Source organism: Bradyrhizobium sp. dw_411, assembly GCF_018449695.1.
Lineage (GTDB): Bacteria > Pseudomonadota > Alphaproteobacteria > Rhizobiales > Xanthobacteraceae > Bradyrhizobium.
Map to the genome: position 1 here is coordinate 343,289 of NZ_JAAVUY010000002.1, position 16,257 is coordinate 359,545.

The 16,257-nt window shown below is 61.6% G+C and carries 12 protein-coding genes; 9 read left to right on the forward strand and 3 right to left on the reverse strand.

The window, feature by feature from the left end:
* Positions 1 to 18: 18 nt before the first annotated feature.
* Positions 19 to 1,275, reverse strand: coding sequence for a GTP cyclohydrolase II (locus HB676_RS04210; RefSeq protein ID WP_213736412.1), 1,257 nt, complete (start codon positions 1,273 to 1,275; stop codon positions 19 to 21).
* Positions 1,276 to 1,565: 290 nt separating this feature from the next.
* Here HB676_RS04210 and HB676_RS04215 point away from each other — a divergent pair, with 290 nt between their 5' ends.
* The 9 genes from HB676_RS04215 (at position 1,566) to HB676_RS04255 (ending at position 13,065) form a co-directional block, all read left to right on the forward strand.
* Complete coding sequence (locus HB676_RS04215; RefSeq protein ID WP_213736413.1) at positions 1,566 to 2,825, forward strand: amidohydrolase family protein; 1,260 nt, start codon at positions 1,566 to 1,568, stop codon at positions 2,823 to 2,825.
* A 12-nt stretch (positions 2,826 to 2,837) separates the two neighbouring features.
* A complete protein-coding gene (locus tag HB676_RS04220) occupies positions 2,838 to 3,734 on the forward strand; it encodes a LysR family transcriptional regulator (protein WP_213736414.1) in 897 nt (298 codons plus the stop codon).
* Positions 3,735 to 3,862: 128 nt separating this feature from the next.
* Positions 3,863 to 5,971, forward strand: coding sequence for a hydantoinase/oxoprolinase family protein (locus tag HB676_RS04225; RefSeq protein WP_213736415.1), 2,109 nt, complete (start codon positions 3,863 to 3,865; stop codon positions 5,969 to 5,971).
* Positions 5,968 to 7,857 carry a hydantoinase B/oxoprolinase family protein gene (locus tag HB676_RS04230; RefSeq protein ID WP_213736416.1) on the forward strand — a complete coding sequence of 630 codons (1,890 nt, stop codon included), beginning with the start codon at positions 5,968 to 5,970 and terminating at the stop codon, positions 7,855 to 7,857. Before HB676_RS04225 ends, HB676_RS04230 begins: the two co-directional genes overlap by 4 nt.
* A 40-nt stretch (positions 7,858 to 7,897) precedes the next feature.
* A complete protein-coding gene (locus HB676_RS04235) occupies positions 7,898 to 8,992 on the forward strand; it encodes a ring-opening amidohydrolase (RefSeq protein WP_213736417.1) in 1,095 nt (364 codons plus the stop codon).
* 89 nt (positions 8,993 to 9,081) lie between these two features.
* On the forward strand, positions 9,082 to 10,056 hold the full coding sequence (locus HB676_RS04240; protein ID WP_213736418.1) for an ABC transporter substrate-binding protein: 975 nt from the start codon (positions 9,082 to 9,084) through the stop codon (positions 10,054 to 10,056).
* A 7-nt stretch (positions 10,057 to 10,063) separates the two neighbouring features.
* Complete coding sequence (locus tag HB676_RS04245; protein WP_346347253.1) at positions 10,064 to 10,885, forward strand: ABC transporter ATP-binding protein; 822 nt, start codon at positions 10,064 to 10,066, stop codon at positions 10,883 to 10,885.
* Positions 10,882 to 11,646 carry an ABC transporter permease gene (locus tag HB676_RS04250; protein WP_213736419.1) on the forward strand — a complete coding sequence of 255 codons (765 nt, stop codon included), beginning with the start codon at positions 10,882 to 10,884 and terminating at the stop codon, positions 11,644 to 11,646. The genes HB676_RS04245 and HB676_RS04250 overlap by 4 nt, the downstream gene beginning before the upstream one ends.
* Positions 11,647 to 11,655: 9 nt before the next feature.
* Positions 11,656 to 13,065: an amidase gene (locus tag HB676_RS04255; protein ID WP_213736420.1), complete on the forward strand. Its 1,410-nt coding sequence runs from the start codon at positions 11,656 to 11,658 to the stop codon at positions 13,063 to 13,065.
* On the opposite strand, the gene HB676_RS04260 is transcribed toward HB676_RS04255, so the two are convergent.
* Both HB676_RS04260 and HB676_RS04265 read right to left on the reverse strand, forming a co-directional pair.
* Complete coding sequence (locus HB676_RS04260) at positions 13,056 to 13,916, reverse strand: NmrA family NAD(P)-binding protein (protein WP_213736421.1); 861 nt, start codon at positions 13,914 to 13,916, stop codon at positions 13,056 to 13,058. The genes HB676_RS04255 and HB676_RS04260 overlap by 10 nt on opposite strands.
* Positions 13,913 to 16,255 (reverse strand): xanthine dehydrogenase family protein molybdopterin-binding subunit, encoded by a 2,343-nt coding sequence (locus HB676_RS04265; protein WP_213736422.1) that lies wholly within the window; start codon positions 16,253 to 16,255, stop codon positions 13,913 to 13,915. The genes HB676_RS04260 and HB676_RS04265 overlap by 4 nt, the downstream gene beginning before the upstream one ends.
* Positions 16,256 to 16,257: the final 2 nt, after the last annotated feature.

Here is a 16,257-nt window from a genome sequence, read left to right on the forward strand (position 1 = left end):
GGACACGGCCGTCCTCTCTCAGTACTTCTCGAGCGAGCGGCCGACCGAATTGATCAAATCCTGCGGCTGTGGCGGCTCCGGCGAATAATAACCGGCGGCCTTCTTGGCGGCGATTTCGACATGCGCGTCGGTCGGCACCAGTTCGTCGGGGATCGGCACGCGTTCCACGATCTCGATGCCCTGGCTGGTCAGCGCGTCGTGCTTCATGTCGCTCATGGAAACGAAACGATCGATGCGCTTGAGGCCGAGCCAGTGGATCACGTCCGGCATCAATTGCTGGAAACGCGCGTCCTGCACCCCGGCGACGCATTCGGTGCGTTCGAAATATTGTGCGGCGGCATCGCCGCCTTCCTGGCGCTTGCGGGCGTTGTAAACTAGGAATTTGGTGACTTCGCCGAGCGCGCGGCCTTCCTTGCGATTGTAGACGATGATGCCGAGACCGCCGGTCTGCCCGGCGCGCGCGCATTCCTCAATGCCGTGCAGCAGATAGGGCCGGCAGGTGCAGATATCGGAGCCGAACACGTCGGAGCCGTTGCACTCGTCATGGACGCGGCAGGTGATGCTGGTGCGATGGTCCGGCAATTTGCTGACGTCGCCGAACAGATAGGCCGTCATGCCGCCGATCGGCGGTAAAAACACCTGCAGATCGGGCCGCGTCACCAGCTCGGGGAACATGCCCGCGGTCTGCTCGAACAATTGCCGGCGCAAATTATTTTCGGTGGTGGCGAAGCGTTGCGCCATTCCCGGCAGATACCAGACCGGGTCGATCGCGATCTTGACCACGGAAACGCTGCCGCTCTTGTGCACGACTTCATTGTCTACCTTGAGCCGCCCAGCTTCGATCGCGGACCGCAGTTCGGGCAGATCGAGACGGGCGCGGGTGATCGCGATGCTGGGACGGATATCGATGCCTTCGCCGATTTCCTTCGCGAAGTTTTCCGCGGCGAGATGCCCCCACGGATCCAGCGAGACGATTTTCTGCGGATCGCTCCATTGCGGGAACGGCCCGATCGTCTCAGCGGGATGGGTATTGGTGAGATCCGGACGCCGGATCGGGTTGAGCGCGCCGGATGAAACGGCCAGTGCGCGATAGACCGAATAGGAGCCGCCATGGGTGCCGATGACATTGCGATCCTGCGGACGCGATACCGTGCCGATGATCGGCCCGCGTTCGCGCGCGCTGGCGGCGCCCCAGTGGATTGGGTAGGTATGCTTGGCACCCGGCGCCGGATGCGACGTCAGGCGGATATGGTCAATCCGATTTGAACCGGTCATCGTAACAGACCCCCGAAATGGCGACGGCCCGCCTAAGCAGACGGGCCTGGTCACCAACGATGGAATTTAACGCTGCGGCGACAGCCGCTGCTTCGAACTATATAGCCATATTGCGGCCGAATACAACGGTGATTCCCGTGCTGCTTTCGTTGGGAGGCGTGTTGGGACAGACGGCCGTTAACTTTTAAGGTGCCGCCGCCGGCTTGATGTCGGCCGTATGACGCGACGTCTCGCCTAAATTTCGCCGATGGATTAGCATTGTGCAGTGCGCTCAACGCGGAGCTCTGTCGATGCTGGATATCCTGGTCAAGAATGTCGCTTTGTGGGGCTCCGAAGGCCTGTGCGATCTCGGAATTGCCAACGGCCGTTTCGTGAGTGTTAGCCCGGGCGGCGCTTCCTCAGCCGCCGCCTTGACGCTCGATGCGGAGGGCCGAATGGCCGTGCCGGGCTTTGTCGAGCCGCATATTCATCTCGATAAGGCGCTGATCTCCGAACGCGCGCCGGTCAATCGCTCCGGGACGCTGACCGAAGCCATCGAGATCCTGTGGGAGCTCAAACGTAATTACACCGTGGATGAAATCGCGGATCGCGCCTCGCGCGTTCTCGCGCGGGCGCTGGAAAATGGCGTCTCCCGGTTACGCAGCCATGTCGATGTCGATCCGATCGGCGGCACACGCCCGGCCGAAGGCGTGATCCGCGCACGTGAACGGTTTGGCGATCTGATCGATATCCAGATCGTGGCGTTTCCCCAGGAAGGCATCGTTAAATCGCCGGGCACCGAAGCGCTGATGCGCGAGGTGATGAAACTCGGCGTCGATGTCGTCGGCGGAATGCCATTCAATGAAGCCTCGCCGCAAGACAGCCGGCGGCATATCGAGATCGTGTTTGACATCGCCCGGGAATTCGACGCCGACATCGACATGCATGTCGACGAGACCGACGATCCGGCGGCGCGGACCCTGGAAGTGGTGGCCGAGTTGACCATTGCCAATGGCTGGCAGGGCCGGGTGACCGCGGGGCACACCTGCGCATTGGCGGGTTATCCGAGAGACTATGCCGATCATGTGATCGGCCGGCTGCACGCGGCCAATGTCAACATGATCGCCAATCCCGCCACCAATCTGATGCTGCAGGGCCGCCTCGACGATTATCCCAAGCGTCGCGGCGTGACGCAGGTCAAGGAGCTGCTGGCGGCGGGCGTGAATGTCGCCTGCGGACAGGATTGCGTGCATGATACTTTCTATCCGTTCGGCCAGAACGATCCGCTCGAGATTGCCTTCCTGCTCTGCCACGCCTCCCATATGAGCCAGCCGGCCGAGATTCTGACGGTCATGGATATGGTGACCGGCAACGGCGCGAAAGCTTTACGATTGCCGGATTTTCGGGTCGCGGTCGGCGGCGTTGCCGATCTGGTGGTGCTGGATGCCCACGATGCGCGCGGGGCTTTCGCCACACGGCGGCCCCGCCGCTGGGTGATCCGGAAAGGGAAATTGATTGCCGAAACTCAATTCGAGACGCGCCGCTATTTCGATATACCGGCGGCCAGATAGAGGATTTTGAAATTGGATTTTCGCCAGTTGCGCTATGCGCTTTCGGTCTACAAGGAGCGCAGCTTTACCAAGGCGGCGCGGCGGCTAAATATTTCACAATCGGCTGTCAGCGAGCAGGTCAAGCTGCTCGAAGAAGAAATCGGCTTCGAACTGTTCAACCGCACCTCCGGCGGGATCGAATCCACCGACCGCGGGCGAACTTTCCTGTACGAATCCGAACGCGTGATGGGTGATCTGCTCAGCCTCTCCGATACCGCCCGCCGGTTGCGCGGCGCGTTGTCCGACACGGTGACGATCGGCATGGGGTCGGGCATGGCCCAGATCTTCATTCCGCGCATGTTCACCGATCTTAAATCCGATCTTCCGGGCGTACGGCTGGATATTTTGACCGCGCCGACCAAGAATATCTTCAACGAACTTCATGAGGAGCGGATCGATGCCGGCATTGCGATTGAATCCGATCCCGATCGATTACCGGCCGGATTGATATTCGACCGCCTGATCGATGCCGAGATGGCGTTGATCACCCATCCGAAGCACGCTCTGGTGCGCTCAAAACAGCCGATCGATATCGGTCGCCTGCTTGCCGAGCCCTTCATCATGAGCGAGTTGACGGTGGGTTACGGCCAGGTGGTGTTCTCGCTGTTCACGGATTTGGGAATCAGGCCCAACATTCTTGCGGTGGTGGATAATATCGAGACCATCAAGATGATCGTGCAGTCGGGCGGCGGCATTGCGATCGTTCCGCGCGCTTGCGCCGAGAATGAAGTGACGCTGGGATTGCTGAAAGCGCTCACGATCACGCCTGCGCGAAATGTCGCATTCAGCCTGTTTCGTAGGCGTGAGCCGCTGTCACGCCGCAAAGAAACAGCATTGCTTAAACTGCGCGAAATGCTCAAATCCGGCTGATCGGATTTTCCGATAATGCCATCGATAATCGGCTTTTGACTTAGGCCGAGCGTCGGACCCATGCTGCCGCAGTGCGGTGGTTTGGCTGACGCGCGCACGTCCCCGTGAATTTATCGATGGTACCAGGCATGTCATCTCCATCTTTGGCCGCGCGATTTCGTATCGGCATCGATACCGGCGGAACTTTCACCGACATCGTGTCGGTCGATACGCAATCCGGTGCAACGCAAGTCACCAAGGTTGCGAGCACGCCGGCCAACCCCGCGATCGGCCTGTTGCGCGGGGTCAACGAAATTCTCGCTGCTGCCGGTGCGACCACGGATGATGTCGCAGGTCTGGCCCACGGCACCACGGTTGCGACCAACGCGCTCCTGCAAGGCGAGATCAATTCACTCGGCCTGATCGTCAATGCGGGCTTCCGTCACATCCTTGAGATCGCCCGGCAGTCGGTGCCCGAGGGCTACGGAAATTCCTACTTCTGGGTCAAGCCTGATCGGATCGTGCCGCTGCAATTCGTCCGGGAAGCCGGCGGCCGGCTGGATTTTCGCGGCAACGAATTGCGTCCGCTTGATGAAGCCAGCGTGCGCGAGGCGGCACAGTATTTTCGCGCGCAGGGCATTCGCGCCATCGGAATTTGCCTGTTGCATTCCTATGCCAATGATACGCATGAGCGCCGCGCCGCGGAAATCGTCGCCGAGGAATATCCGGACGCGACCTTGTCGCTGTCCTGCGTGGTGCTGCCGGAATATCGCGAATATGAACGCGCGGTGACCACGTTGGTGGATGCCTTCGTCAAGCCGCATATGGAACGCTATCTCAAGCGCGTGCATCAGGAGCTTGGCGCGGGCTTACAGGACAAGCCGTTCCTGGTGATGCAATCGAGCGGCGGCGTCGCCAGCGCCGATCAGGTGGTGCGCAAGCCGATCACCACGGCACTTTCAGGTCCGGCGGCCGGGGCGCTCGGCAGCGCCGTCATTGCCGAGATTGCGGGCTTTCCCGATCTGGTCACGCTGGACGCCGGCGGCACCTCGACAGATCTTTGCTTGATTGAAGGTGGCAAGCCGCATGTCACCAATGGCGGATCGGTCGGTCCGTTTCCAGTGCGCATCCCGATGATCGACATCGAGACCATCGGCACCGGCGGCGGTTCGATCGCCTGGATCAGCCGCGAGGGGCACCTCAAGGTCGGCCCGCGCAGCGCCGGCGCCGAACCCGGGCCGATGTGCTATCCGAACGGCGGCAAGGAGCCGACCATAACCGATGCCAATCTGGTGCTGGGACGTATTCCACCCTCGTTGATCGGCGGCGGCATTGCGCTCAATGTCGCGCGTGCGCGGGAGGGGATCGCGGCGCTTGCCGCGCGGCTTCCGGGCAACATGAGTGTCGAGCAGCTCGCCAGCGGCATTATCGAGATCGCGAACTGGAGTCAGGCGAACGCAATCCGGCAGATGACGATCCAGCGCGGCATCGATCCGCGCGCCTTTGCGCTGCTGTCATTTGGCGGCGCGGGCCCGGCGCAATCCGCCGCTGTGATGGATCTGCTGGCGATGAAGGCCTGCATCGTGCCGCCGAACCCCGGCAATCTTTCGGCGTTCGGCCTGCTTGCGGTAGATTGGCGCACCGACCACATCGTCACCAAGGTCATGCACGAAGATGTCATCGATCTGGCCGATGTCGCGGCGCGCTATGCCGCGCTGGAGCGCGATGCGGTCGCGACACTGGAACGTGACGGCATCGAAGCCTCGCGCATCAGGCTGGTTCGCGAAGCCGATATTCGCTACGCCGGCCAGTCGATGGAGGTGCGGGTTACCGCGCCGGGCGGCGCGGTCGATGCGACATTTTTGTCGGGACTGATCGGCGCCTTCAATGCGGCGCATCGCAGGACGTTCGGCTATGATTACGCTGGGCAGCAGAAGATCGAACTGGTCAATCTCTGCGTATCGGGCTTCGGTCTGATTGAACGGCCGCAGATGCCAAAACTTGCCGGAGGCACGGGCAATACCGCGCCGAAATCGAGCCGGGCGGTTTATTTCGGCGCAGGGTTTGTGGACACACCGGTGTTCGACCGCGCGTCGCTGCCGCCGGCGGGCCGGGTCAATGGACCCGCGGTCGTCGAGGAGTTCGGTTCCACGACGGTGGTATTTCCCGGCCAATATGTCGAAGTCGATCCGCACGGCATTCTGGTGATCCGCGCCCTTTCTTCGCAGGACAAATCTTCGCAGGAGTTGCCGCGATGAACATGCATTCCACTTCGCATCCGTGGCCGACCGCACCGTTGCGCGAGACCGTTTCGGTCGATCCGATCGTGCTGCAAATCGTCGAGGGCACGCTGAATTCGATCGAGGCCGAAATCGAATATGCCATCGAGCGAACCGCGCGCAGCCCGATGATCCGCGAAGCCCATGATTTCCGGGTCGGGTTGTTTGACCGTTACTGCCGCAAGCTGACGGGCCGTTCCTATTCGGCGATGCCCAATGGCGTGGTGCGGGATTTTCCGCCTGAGACCATGAAGCCCGGCGACGTCTTCCTGATGAACGATACTTATTTGACGGAAGGCAGCATCGGCCACTTGCCTGACCTCTGCAGCACCGTGCCGGTGTTTCACGGTGGTGAGGTGGTCGCCTATATCCAGGCCTTCGGGCATCATGATGACGTCGGCGGCCGGGTTCCGGGCTCGATGCCGGGCACTGCGGCGACGGTGTTCGAGGAAGGCATCGCGATTCCGCCGGTCAAGATTTACAGCGAGGGCGTGCGCAACGATGCGGTGTTCACCATCGTTCGCCGCAATACCCGCGTGCCGGAGATGCTGTCGGCCGATCTCGACAGCGAGATCCAGGCCTGCCTGATGGGCGCGCGCCGGATGGGCGGGCTATTCGAGCGCTTCGGCCGCGAGCAGGTCGAAGCCTGCTTTCAGGCGATCCTCGATAAATGCCGCGACATCTACCGCAATGAGCTGCTCGCCAAGATCGCCGACGGCGAATATTCCTGGGAAGACTACGTCGAGCATGACGGCATCACCGATCCGAAGCTGCACAAGATCGCGCTGAAGATGACCAAGAAGGGCGGCAAGATCACGCTCGACTTCAATGGCACCGATCCGCAATCGACCGGACCGATCAACTGGCCGGCGGACTATGCCGACGGTGCCTTCCTGATCAAATGGATCGCGCCGATCCTGCGCAATCTGGCCGATACGCCCGAGCGCGCCGCGGAAATTCATGTCAATGAAGGCGTGTGCGACGTTTTTGAGGTGATCTTTCCCCCGAAGGGTACGCTGATCACGCCGGAATGGCCGGCCGCGACGAATGCGCGGTCGTTCGTGTTGTTGCGCGTTCTCGGGCTGCTCGCAGGCGTGGTGGCACAGGCGGTCGATGGCCGCATGCCGGCTGACCAGGAAACCATCCGCTACACCGGATTCTTCGGTACTGATCTGGACGGCAAGTCGTTTCTCTCGCGCGAGGTGCTCGGCGGCGGCTCCGGCGGCCGCTATTATGCCGATGGCAATGATGCGATCCATATCGTACCGGATTCGCGCAATCAGCCCGCGGAATTCACCGAGACGCGGTTTCCGTTGCTGGTCGAGAAGCTGGCGTTGCGTACCGATTCTGGCGGCGCCGGCCTGCGCCGCGGCGGGCAGGGCTACGAGAAGCATTACCGCGCGCTGGTTGATTGCCGCACGATTGTGACGGCGGACCGGGTCCGGCTCGGCTGCTACGGTTTGAACGGCGGCAAGGCCGGACAGCCATTTTGCGTCACGGTGGACGCGGAAGGCGAGGGCTACGATCTCGGCGGTCTCGTTGATGGCGAAGCTGTCCTGAAAGGGCAGGTCGTTCGCGTGGTGACGACCGGCGGCGGTGGCTGGGGCGATCCGCTGCAGCGTGAACTGGAGCTTGTGTTGCGCGACGTGATCGAGGGCCGGGTGTCGCTCGCCAGTGCCGAGAACGATTATGGTGTGGTATTCACGGTGGCAGGTGCAACCGGCCAGCCGGAGATCAACGAGGCCGCGACCAAACAGCGCCGGGCCGATCTGGCGAAGGCGCAAACTGCCACGCCTGAGATGATCGACCGTGGGATAGGCTATGAAAAGATGCTGCGCGGCGAACATCGGCCGCGGATGCGATGAACCGATTTAAGTTACGGTAGGGATAGCGGAGTGCCCACGAATGGCGATTGAAGTTGCGAAGGTCGAACTGAAAACCGTTCAGGACGCGAGCGGTCTCGAGGAATTGATCACGTCCGGCAAGTTCCGCGCCGACGAAGTCATTGCCGTGATCGGCAAGACCGAGGGCAATGGCGGCGTCAATGATTTCACCCGCATCCTGGCCGACCAGGCGTTCCGGCGCGTGCTGCTCAAACATGGCACGCGCTCGGAAGCTGAGATCCACAACATCCCGATGGTGTGGTCTGGCGGCTGCGACGGCGTCATCACGCCCCACGCCACGATTTTCGCGCGTAACAATAAGACCGGTCCCGCCGGCAAGTCGCGGCTGGTGATTGGTACGGCATTGAGCGCGGAATTGCTGCCGGAGGATATCGGACGTCCCGCGATGGTCCAGAAGGTCGCGGACGCGGTCAAGGCGGCGATGAAGAATGCCGGGATTACCGACCCGAAGGACGTGCATTATGTCCAGACCAAGACGCCGCTGCTGACGATCGAGTCGGTCCGCGACGCCGAGTCGCGCCACCAGACGGTGGCCTGCGAGGTGCATGACTCCATGGGCGTTTCCAATGGCACCACCGCGCTCGGCATCGCCGTGGCGCTGGGCGAGGTGTCGATGCCGAAAGCCGAGCAGATCTGCAAGGATCTCGATCTCTACTCGTCGGTGGCGTCGTGCTCGTCCGGCGTGGAACTGACCCAGGCGCAGATCGTACTGCTCGGCAACAAGGCCGGCGCCGGTGGCCGCTACAGCATCGGCCATTCCGTAATGCGCGATGCGCTGGATATCGATGGGATTTACGATTCAATTCGGGATGCCGGCATCGAATTGCCGGAACGGCCGCGATCGGAAGACCTCAAGGGCCGGGTCGTCAATTGCTTCATGAAATGCGAGGCCGACCGGACCGGCAAGCTGCGCGGCCGGCGGCAGATCATGCTCGACGATTCCGATGTCCACCATCACCGTCATTCCAAGGCTGCGGTCGGCAGTGTGGCGGCGTTGGCGATCGGCGATCCCGCTGTGTTTGTGTCGGTGGATGCCATGCATCAGGGGCCGCATGGCGGCGGTCCGGTGATCGCGATTGTTGAGCTGGACGAGTAAAACCGGCACGTTCCTTGCTCGAATATCGGTGCCATCGGCCATCGGCCATCGGCTGGATGGCCCGGTAATTTGGAAGACGGGAGCGCGTGATGAAATCGCTGAAACTTACGATCTGTGCCGCCGCGGTGATGGTTCTGGGCGCCTTCACGCCGGACCGGGCGGTGGCGCAGGACAAGGTTTCGGTCGGGGTATTCCCGATCAGTTCGTCTTTGCCCTATTTTGTCGCGCTGGAGCGCGGATTCTTCAAGGAGCAGAACATCGAGCCTGAAACGACCAGGCTGATGGGCGGCCCGCCGAATGTCGCGGCGATGATGACCAATCAGATCGAGGTCGCGGCGGTTCTGGTGACGCTCGAAGGCCTGAACGCTGATGTGAAGAAGCCCGGCGTCGCGATGTATATCGGCATGCACAGCCAGACCAAGGTCTGGAAGATGGAACAATTCGTGGTCCGCAACGGCTTCAAGGCCGAGACCATCGCCGACCTCAAGGGCGCGAAGCTGATGTCGGCGCCGGGGCCGGCCAATCTCAACACCGCCAAGGCGATCCTGGCCAAAAATGGCTTGAAGGAGGGTGATTACACCATCGATCAGCTCGACATGGGGCAACATGTCAATGCCATGACAGCAGGCACCTTTGATGGGGGTTATACGCTTGAGCCCAGCGCCTCGATGATGATCAAGTCCGGCGTCGCGCGGTCGCTCGAGGCGGGGGTGATCTCGAAATATATCCTCGGCGACGAAGCGGCCAACGCCTATGCGGCGGGTTGCGCGATGACCAGCGATTTCATCCAGAAGCGGCCTGACGTAGCAAAACGTTTCGCCGCGGCGTGGCGCAAGGCGATCGATTACATCAACGCGAATCCGGAAGAAGCACGCAAATATCTCGCCAAGAACACGTTCACGCCCGACAATGTCGTCGATACCGTTCCGATGCTTGGCTATATCATGGTCGGCGATATGACGCCGAAACAGGTCGGCGAGTTGCAGAAATTTGCCGATTTTGGAAATTCGATCGGGGTCGTTCCGGAAAAGCTGGATGTCACCAAAATCCTGCAGAAGTACTGAGGCGCCGGTGACCGCACAGCCTGCTGCAAAGATGGAACTGTCCCGCAATGCCCATGAGGCCGCGCGGCGCACCGCGCCGCATGTCACAATCCGCGGACTGAGCAAGCATTTTTCCGACGCCACGATATACGACAATTTCGACTTCGATATTCCACGCGGCAAGCTGATGTCGGTGTTCGGTCCGAATGGCTGCGGCAAGAGCACGCTGATCAACATGATCGCGGGGCTGATCCCGGTCGATGCCGGGGAAATCCTGTTCGACGGGCAACCGCTGAGCCAGATCAAATTCGGTTACGTGTTCCAGAATTACCGCGAAGCGATGTTTCCCTGGCTGCGGGCCTTCGACAACATCGCCTATCCCCTGAAGGTAATGGGGGTGTCGAAGTCCGAGCGTACCGCCCGCGTCGAGAAAATCGTCGCCAATCTCAATGTGAAGATCGACCTCAATCTCTACCCCTACCAGATGTCCGGCGGCCAGCAGCAACTGGTCTCGATCATGCGCGCGCTGATCGTCGAGCCGGAAATCCTGTTTCTCGATGAGCCATTCTCCGCGCTGGACTATGAGATGACACTATTCATGCGCGAACAGCTGCAGCGTGTTTTCGTGGAGACCTCGACGACAACGGTTCTGGTGTCGCACGATCTGGAAGAGGCGGTATACCTGTCGGACCGGATTCTGCTGCTGTCACGCCATCCCGCACGCGCGGTGGAATTCGTCCATTATGACGCGCCGCGGCCGCGCACTCTCCAGACCATGTCGGAAGCCGACTTCATCAGCACCAAGGCGCATTGTCTCGAAGTATTCCAGCGCGAGGTTCGCAAGGGATGATCGCGCTGAAACGCCTGCAGATATTGCTGCCCTTTGTCGGCATCGCCGTGCTGCTGGCGGTGTGGTCGCTGACGGTCTGGGCTCGCATTGTCGATCCGGTCCTGCTGCCGTCGCCGGTCTCGACATTCCGCGCGATGTGGATCGGGATGACCAGCGGCAAGCTCGGCGTTGACTTCCTCAAGACGGTCGAACGCACGATCTATTCCACGGCGATCGCGGCCATTATCGCGATTCCGTTCGGCATTCTCCTGGGCTCGTCGGAAAAGGTCTATCGCTCGGTCGAGTTTGTGATCGATTTCTTCCGATCGACGCCGGCCTCGGCGATGTTCCCGTTGTTTCTGGTGCTGTTCGGGGTCGGTGATCGCACCAAGATATCGGTGGCGGCGTTCGGAGCGGCGCTGGTGATCCTGTTCAACGTCGCCTATGGCGTGATGAATGCGCGCAAGACACGAATTCTCGCGGCGCGCGTGATGGGCGCCTCCCGTCTCAGGATATTGTGGGATGTGATGTTGCTGGAATCACTGCCGCAGACATTCGTCGGCCTGCGCAACGGCGTGTCGCTGGCGCTGGTGATTGTCGTCGTCGCCGAGATGTTCATCGGCTCGACCGATGGCCTCGGCCAGAGCGTGTTCGAGGCCCAGCAGCTATTTAATATGCCCGACATGTATGCGGCTATTTTCGCGGCCGGGGCGCTCGGTTATGGTCTCAATCTCCTGTTCCTTACGATCGAGCGCCGCTTCGTGCATTGGTCGGGCAAATAGGAAATCCATATGAGCGAAAGTCTCAGTCGCAAGACCGCCGTCGAACTGGCGTCGATGATCGCCAGCAAGGCCGTGAGCCCGGTCGAGGTGCTGGACGCCCATCTCGCCACCATCGCCCGCGTCAATCCGAAACTCAACGCCATTGTGACGCTGGTGGCCGACGCGGCGCGGGCGCTGGCGAAGGACGCCGAAGCGGCGGTCATGCGTGGCGACGCGCTGGGTTCGTTGCATGGACTGCCGGTTGCCATTAAGGACATCACGCCGACCGCGGGTATCCGCACCACCTACGGCTCGCCACTGTTCAAGGACAACGTCCCGTCAGAGGATGCCGAAGCGGTGCGGCGCCTGAAAGCCGCCGGCGCGATCGTGCTCGGCAAGACCAACACGCCCGAATTCGCCGCCGGCGCCAATACCTTCAACGAAGTGTTTGGCGTGACGCGCAATCCCTGGAATCCGGCGCTGAGCCCCGCGGGTTCTTCCGGCGGATCGGCGGTTGCGGTCGCGACCGGGATGGTCCCGCTGGCGCAGGGGACTGACTTCGGCTGCTCGATCCGGATGCCGGCGTCGTTCTGCGGCATTGTCGGCATCCGGCCGACCCCGGGATTGACGCCGAACCTGCCGATGCCGCTGGCGTGGGATCCCGGTCAGGTTCATGGGCCGCTGGCACGCACGGCCGAGGACGCCGCGTTGATGCTGGACGCTATCGTCGGTTTCAGCCGCGCCTCACCGATCTCGGTCGCGCCGCCATGGGCGAGCGCCCGTGCCATTGTCGCCAAGGTTCATGACGTCAAGGGCCTGCGCATCGCGTACGTATCGGATATCGCCGGCATAGGCGTCGAGCCGGAGATTGACGATATCTGCCGGCAAACCGCGATGTCGCTGCGCGATGCCGGCGCCACGGTAGAGGAGATCGCGTTCGATATTTCCGACGGCAAGTCGCCCTACCAGGCGTGGCGCGGGCTTTGGATGGTCGGGCAGCAATTCGCCAATCTCCACCATCTGGAACAATTCGGCGTCAACCTGAAAGGCAACGTCAAGGCTGGCTTCAAGGTGACGCCGCTGGATTTCGCGGCGTCCGAACAGAAACGCGCGGAGTTGTTTGCGCGCTTTGCCAAATTCTTCGAGCAATATGATCTGTTGATCACGCCGCAATCTCCGGTGAAACAATTTCCGGTGGAGATGAATTTCCCGACGCTGATCAACGGCAAGAAGCTCGACAATTACACCGACTGGATTGCCGGCTCGTTCCTGATCACGCTGATGAGCCTGCCCGGCGGCAGTGTGCCGGCGGGGCAGACCAGCGACGGATTGCCGGTCGGAATCCAGGTCGTCGGACCGCGCTTCGAGGAACCGTTGATCCTGTCGGTCATGAAGATCGTGCAGCAAATCCGGCCCGTCGGTTGGCCGCCTCACGCCTGAGCCGCGGCGATCCGTGCGGTGAAGTTCTCAAACGAAGCCGGGGGCCGTCCCAGCAGCCAGCCCAGCACGTTGGGATTGCCCTTGAGGCCGTCGCGCGCATAGGCGCGAAACATTTTTGCCAATGTCTCGCGGGCGTAATCTTCCAGGCCGGCGCTGCGTGTGCGCGCATCCCAGCTTTCAACGGTTTCGGCCTCGGCGTGAATGGGTTTTTTCAATGCCCGGCCGAACGCCTCCGCGATCTCGATCTGGCTGAGTGGCGGCGTGCCCACCAATTCGTAAGTCGCGCCGGCGTGATTGGTGCTCGTCAGCACCGTGGCTGCGGCCTCGGCGACATCTTCGAGATCGACCAGGCTCAGCCGCGTATCGATCGGGTAGGGCACGCGGTAGATGCCGTCGCGAACCATGCGGTCCCATTCACTAAGGCTGTTTTGCATATAGGCCGTCGGCTGCAGGATGGTGATATCGAGCTTGGAGCTGAACAGCATTTCCTCAACCCGCAGCTTGTTCCAGTGGTGCGGCATCGCCTCGATCTGCGGATGCAGCACGGAATGGTAGACGAAGCGTGATACGCCGGAACTCGTCGCGGCATCGATCAGCGCTGTGGCAAACGGCATTTCATGCGGACTGACGTTCGGGCAGATGTGATAGATCGCCTCGATGCCGTGGGTGGCGCGGGCGAGGGCCTGAGGATCGTCCATCGTGCCGATCACGACGTCATCGGCGCCGATCGTCTTCAAGGCGGCCTCATGCGCCGGATTTCGAACGAAGGTGCGCACCAGCGCGCCTCGCGCCACCAGCGCCTTGAGAACCGCCTTGCCGGTCTTGCCGCCTGCGCCTGTGATCAGGATCATTGGCCACTCTTCCGGGTGAGTTCAAACACACGGCTCGGGCTGAGCGGAATTTCGAGCAATTCGACACCGCGCTCTTTCAGGTCGAGCGCATCCTCGATCGCCTGCGCGAACATCGGGCCGACCGGGATAGCACCGGCCTCACCGGCGCCCTTTATGCCCATGGGGTTGAGCGGCGACGGGGTCACGGTGTGGCCGAGTTCCATCCGAGGAACCTCGAGCGCGGTCGGTAGCAGATAATCCGCAAGCGAAGCATTCAACAACTGCCCCTGGTCGTCGAAGGCCAGTTTTTCATAGAACGCGTTGCCGATGCCCTGCGCGACGCCGCCATGGATCTGGCCGGCCAGAATCATCGGATTGATCACGGTGCCGCAGTCGTGCACCACGACGTATTTCAGGACTTTCAGATCGAAGGTCCTCGGATCGACTTCGATGACCATGGCGTGGACGCCGTTGGCGGTCGCGCCCATTGGCGGTCCGAAATATTGCGTTGATTCCAGTCCCGGTTCGGTGCCCGGCTGAACCGCTCCGCGCATTGGATTGGCCTGATTTGCGAGATCGCCAAGCCGGACGAATTTCTCGGGGATGCCGACGATCGAAACCTTGCCGTCCTCGAGCACGAGGTCTTCTTCGGAACATTCAAAGAGGTCGCTGGCGAGCTTGAGCGCCTTCTTGCGCACCACCTTGGAAGCTTCGTTGACGGCATTGCCTGCAACCACAGCGCCGCGGCTGGCGAAGGTGCCGGCGCCCCAATAGAACTGATCGGTGTCGCCGGTCACGACATCGATGTCGGTGACCGCGACCCCTAATTGATCGGCGGCGATCTGGGCAAAGACGGTGAAATGCCCCTGGCCCTGGGTGCCAATGCCGGTTGCGATGCTGACCTTGCCGTTCGATTGCACCTGAACTTTTGCGCCCTCATATGGGCCGATGCCGGTGCCCTCGACATAGCAGGCGAGCCCAAGGCCGAGATGGCGGCCTTGGGCTCGTGCCGCAGCCTGCTGTTCCTTGAAGGTTTTGTACCCGATCGCTTCCAGCGCCATATCGAGCACCGGCTCGTAATTGCCGCTATCATATTCAAGCGGCTGGAAATCCTGATAGATGATTTCGTTCTTGTAAGGGAACGCATCGGCCGGAATAAGGTTGCGCCGGCGGATTTCCGCGCGATCGATCTTCAGTTCATGCGCGGCGAAATCGAGCAGGCGTTCCATGACAAACACGCCGTGCTGGCGCCCTGCGCCGCGATACGGGGTCACCAGCGTCAGGTTGGTGAACACCTGCGTGAAGGTGCTGTCGTAGTTCGGCACCACATAGGGGCCGAGCAGGGTGCATTGGCTGTTGATCGGGACCGTCAGCCCGTAGGGATCGTAGGCGCCGCCGTCATGCAGGAAGACGTCCTTGATGCCGAGGATTTTGCCGTCGCGGCTGAGCGCGATCTCGGCATCGTGAATCTGTCCGCGCTCGTGCGTTGTCGCAAAGAAATGCTCGAGCCGGTCCTCGATCCATTTGACCGGCCGGTTGAGCTTCATCGATACCCAGGGCAGCAGCACTTCCTCGGGATAGAACATCATGATCTTAGGCCCGAAGCCGCCGCCGACGAACGGCGCGATCACGCGAACGTTGCGCTCGTTGAGTCCGAGCATGGCGGCAAGCCCGTTGCGGACGAACACCGGCGCCTGGGTGGTATCCCAAATCGTCATCTGGTTGGCGCGTGCGTCCCACTGCGCGACCACGCCGCGGGTCTCGATCGGCGAGGAAATGCCGTGCTCGTATCGAAAACGCCGCTTGATGATGCAATCGGCCTTGGCGGCTGCCGCGGCGTAATTACCCTTGGTCTGCCGGACGTGCGCCGACACGTTGGAGCCGACGTCGTCGTGAACCAGCGCGGATCCCGCGCGCAGCCCCCGTTCCAGATCGACCACGGCCGGAAGCTGCTCAAGTTCCACGTCGATATCGTCGAGCGCGTCCTCGGCGATATAGCGGCTCTCTGCGATTATGATCGCCAGGGGTTCGCCGACATGGCGGACCTTGTCACGGGCCAGCGGGACTTGAGTCCGCTGGTTGAAGACAATGCCGGCAATCGGGGGCGGCGGCACGAGAAGCGGGCCGGGCTTCCAGTAGTCACCAAGATCCTCCGCGACATAGGCGGCAACCACGCCCGGCCGCTGTCGCGCTTTTGATACATCGATCTTGCGAATCTTGGCATGCGCAACCTGGCTGCGCAGGAACGCCACATGCAACAGCCCGGGCAATTCGACGTCGTCGATAAACAACGCCTGTCCGGTGAGAAGGCGACGATCTTCGTTGCGCTTGATCGGTTCGCCGAATGTGCGGGTAGACATTC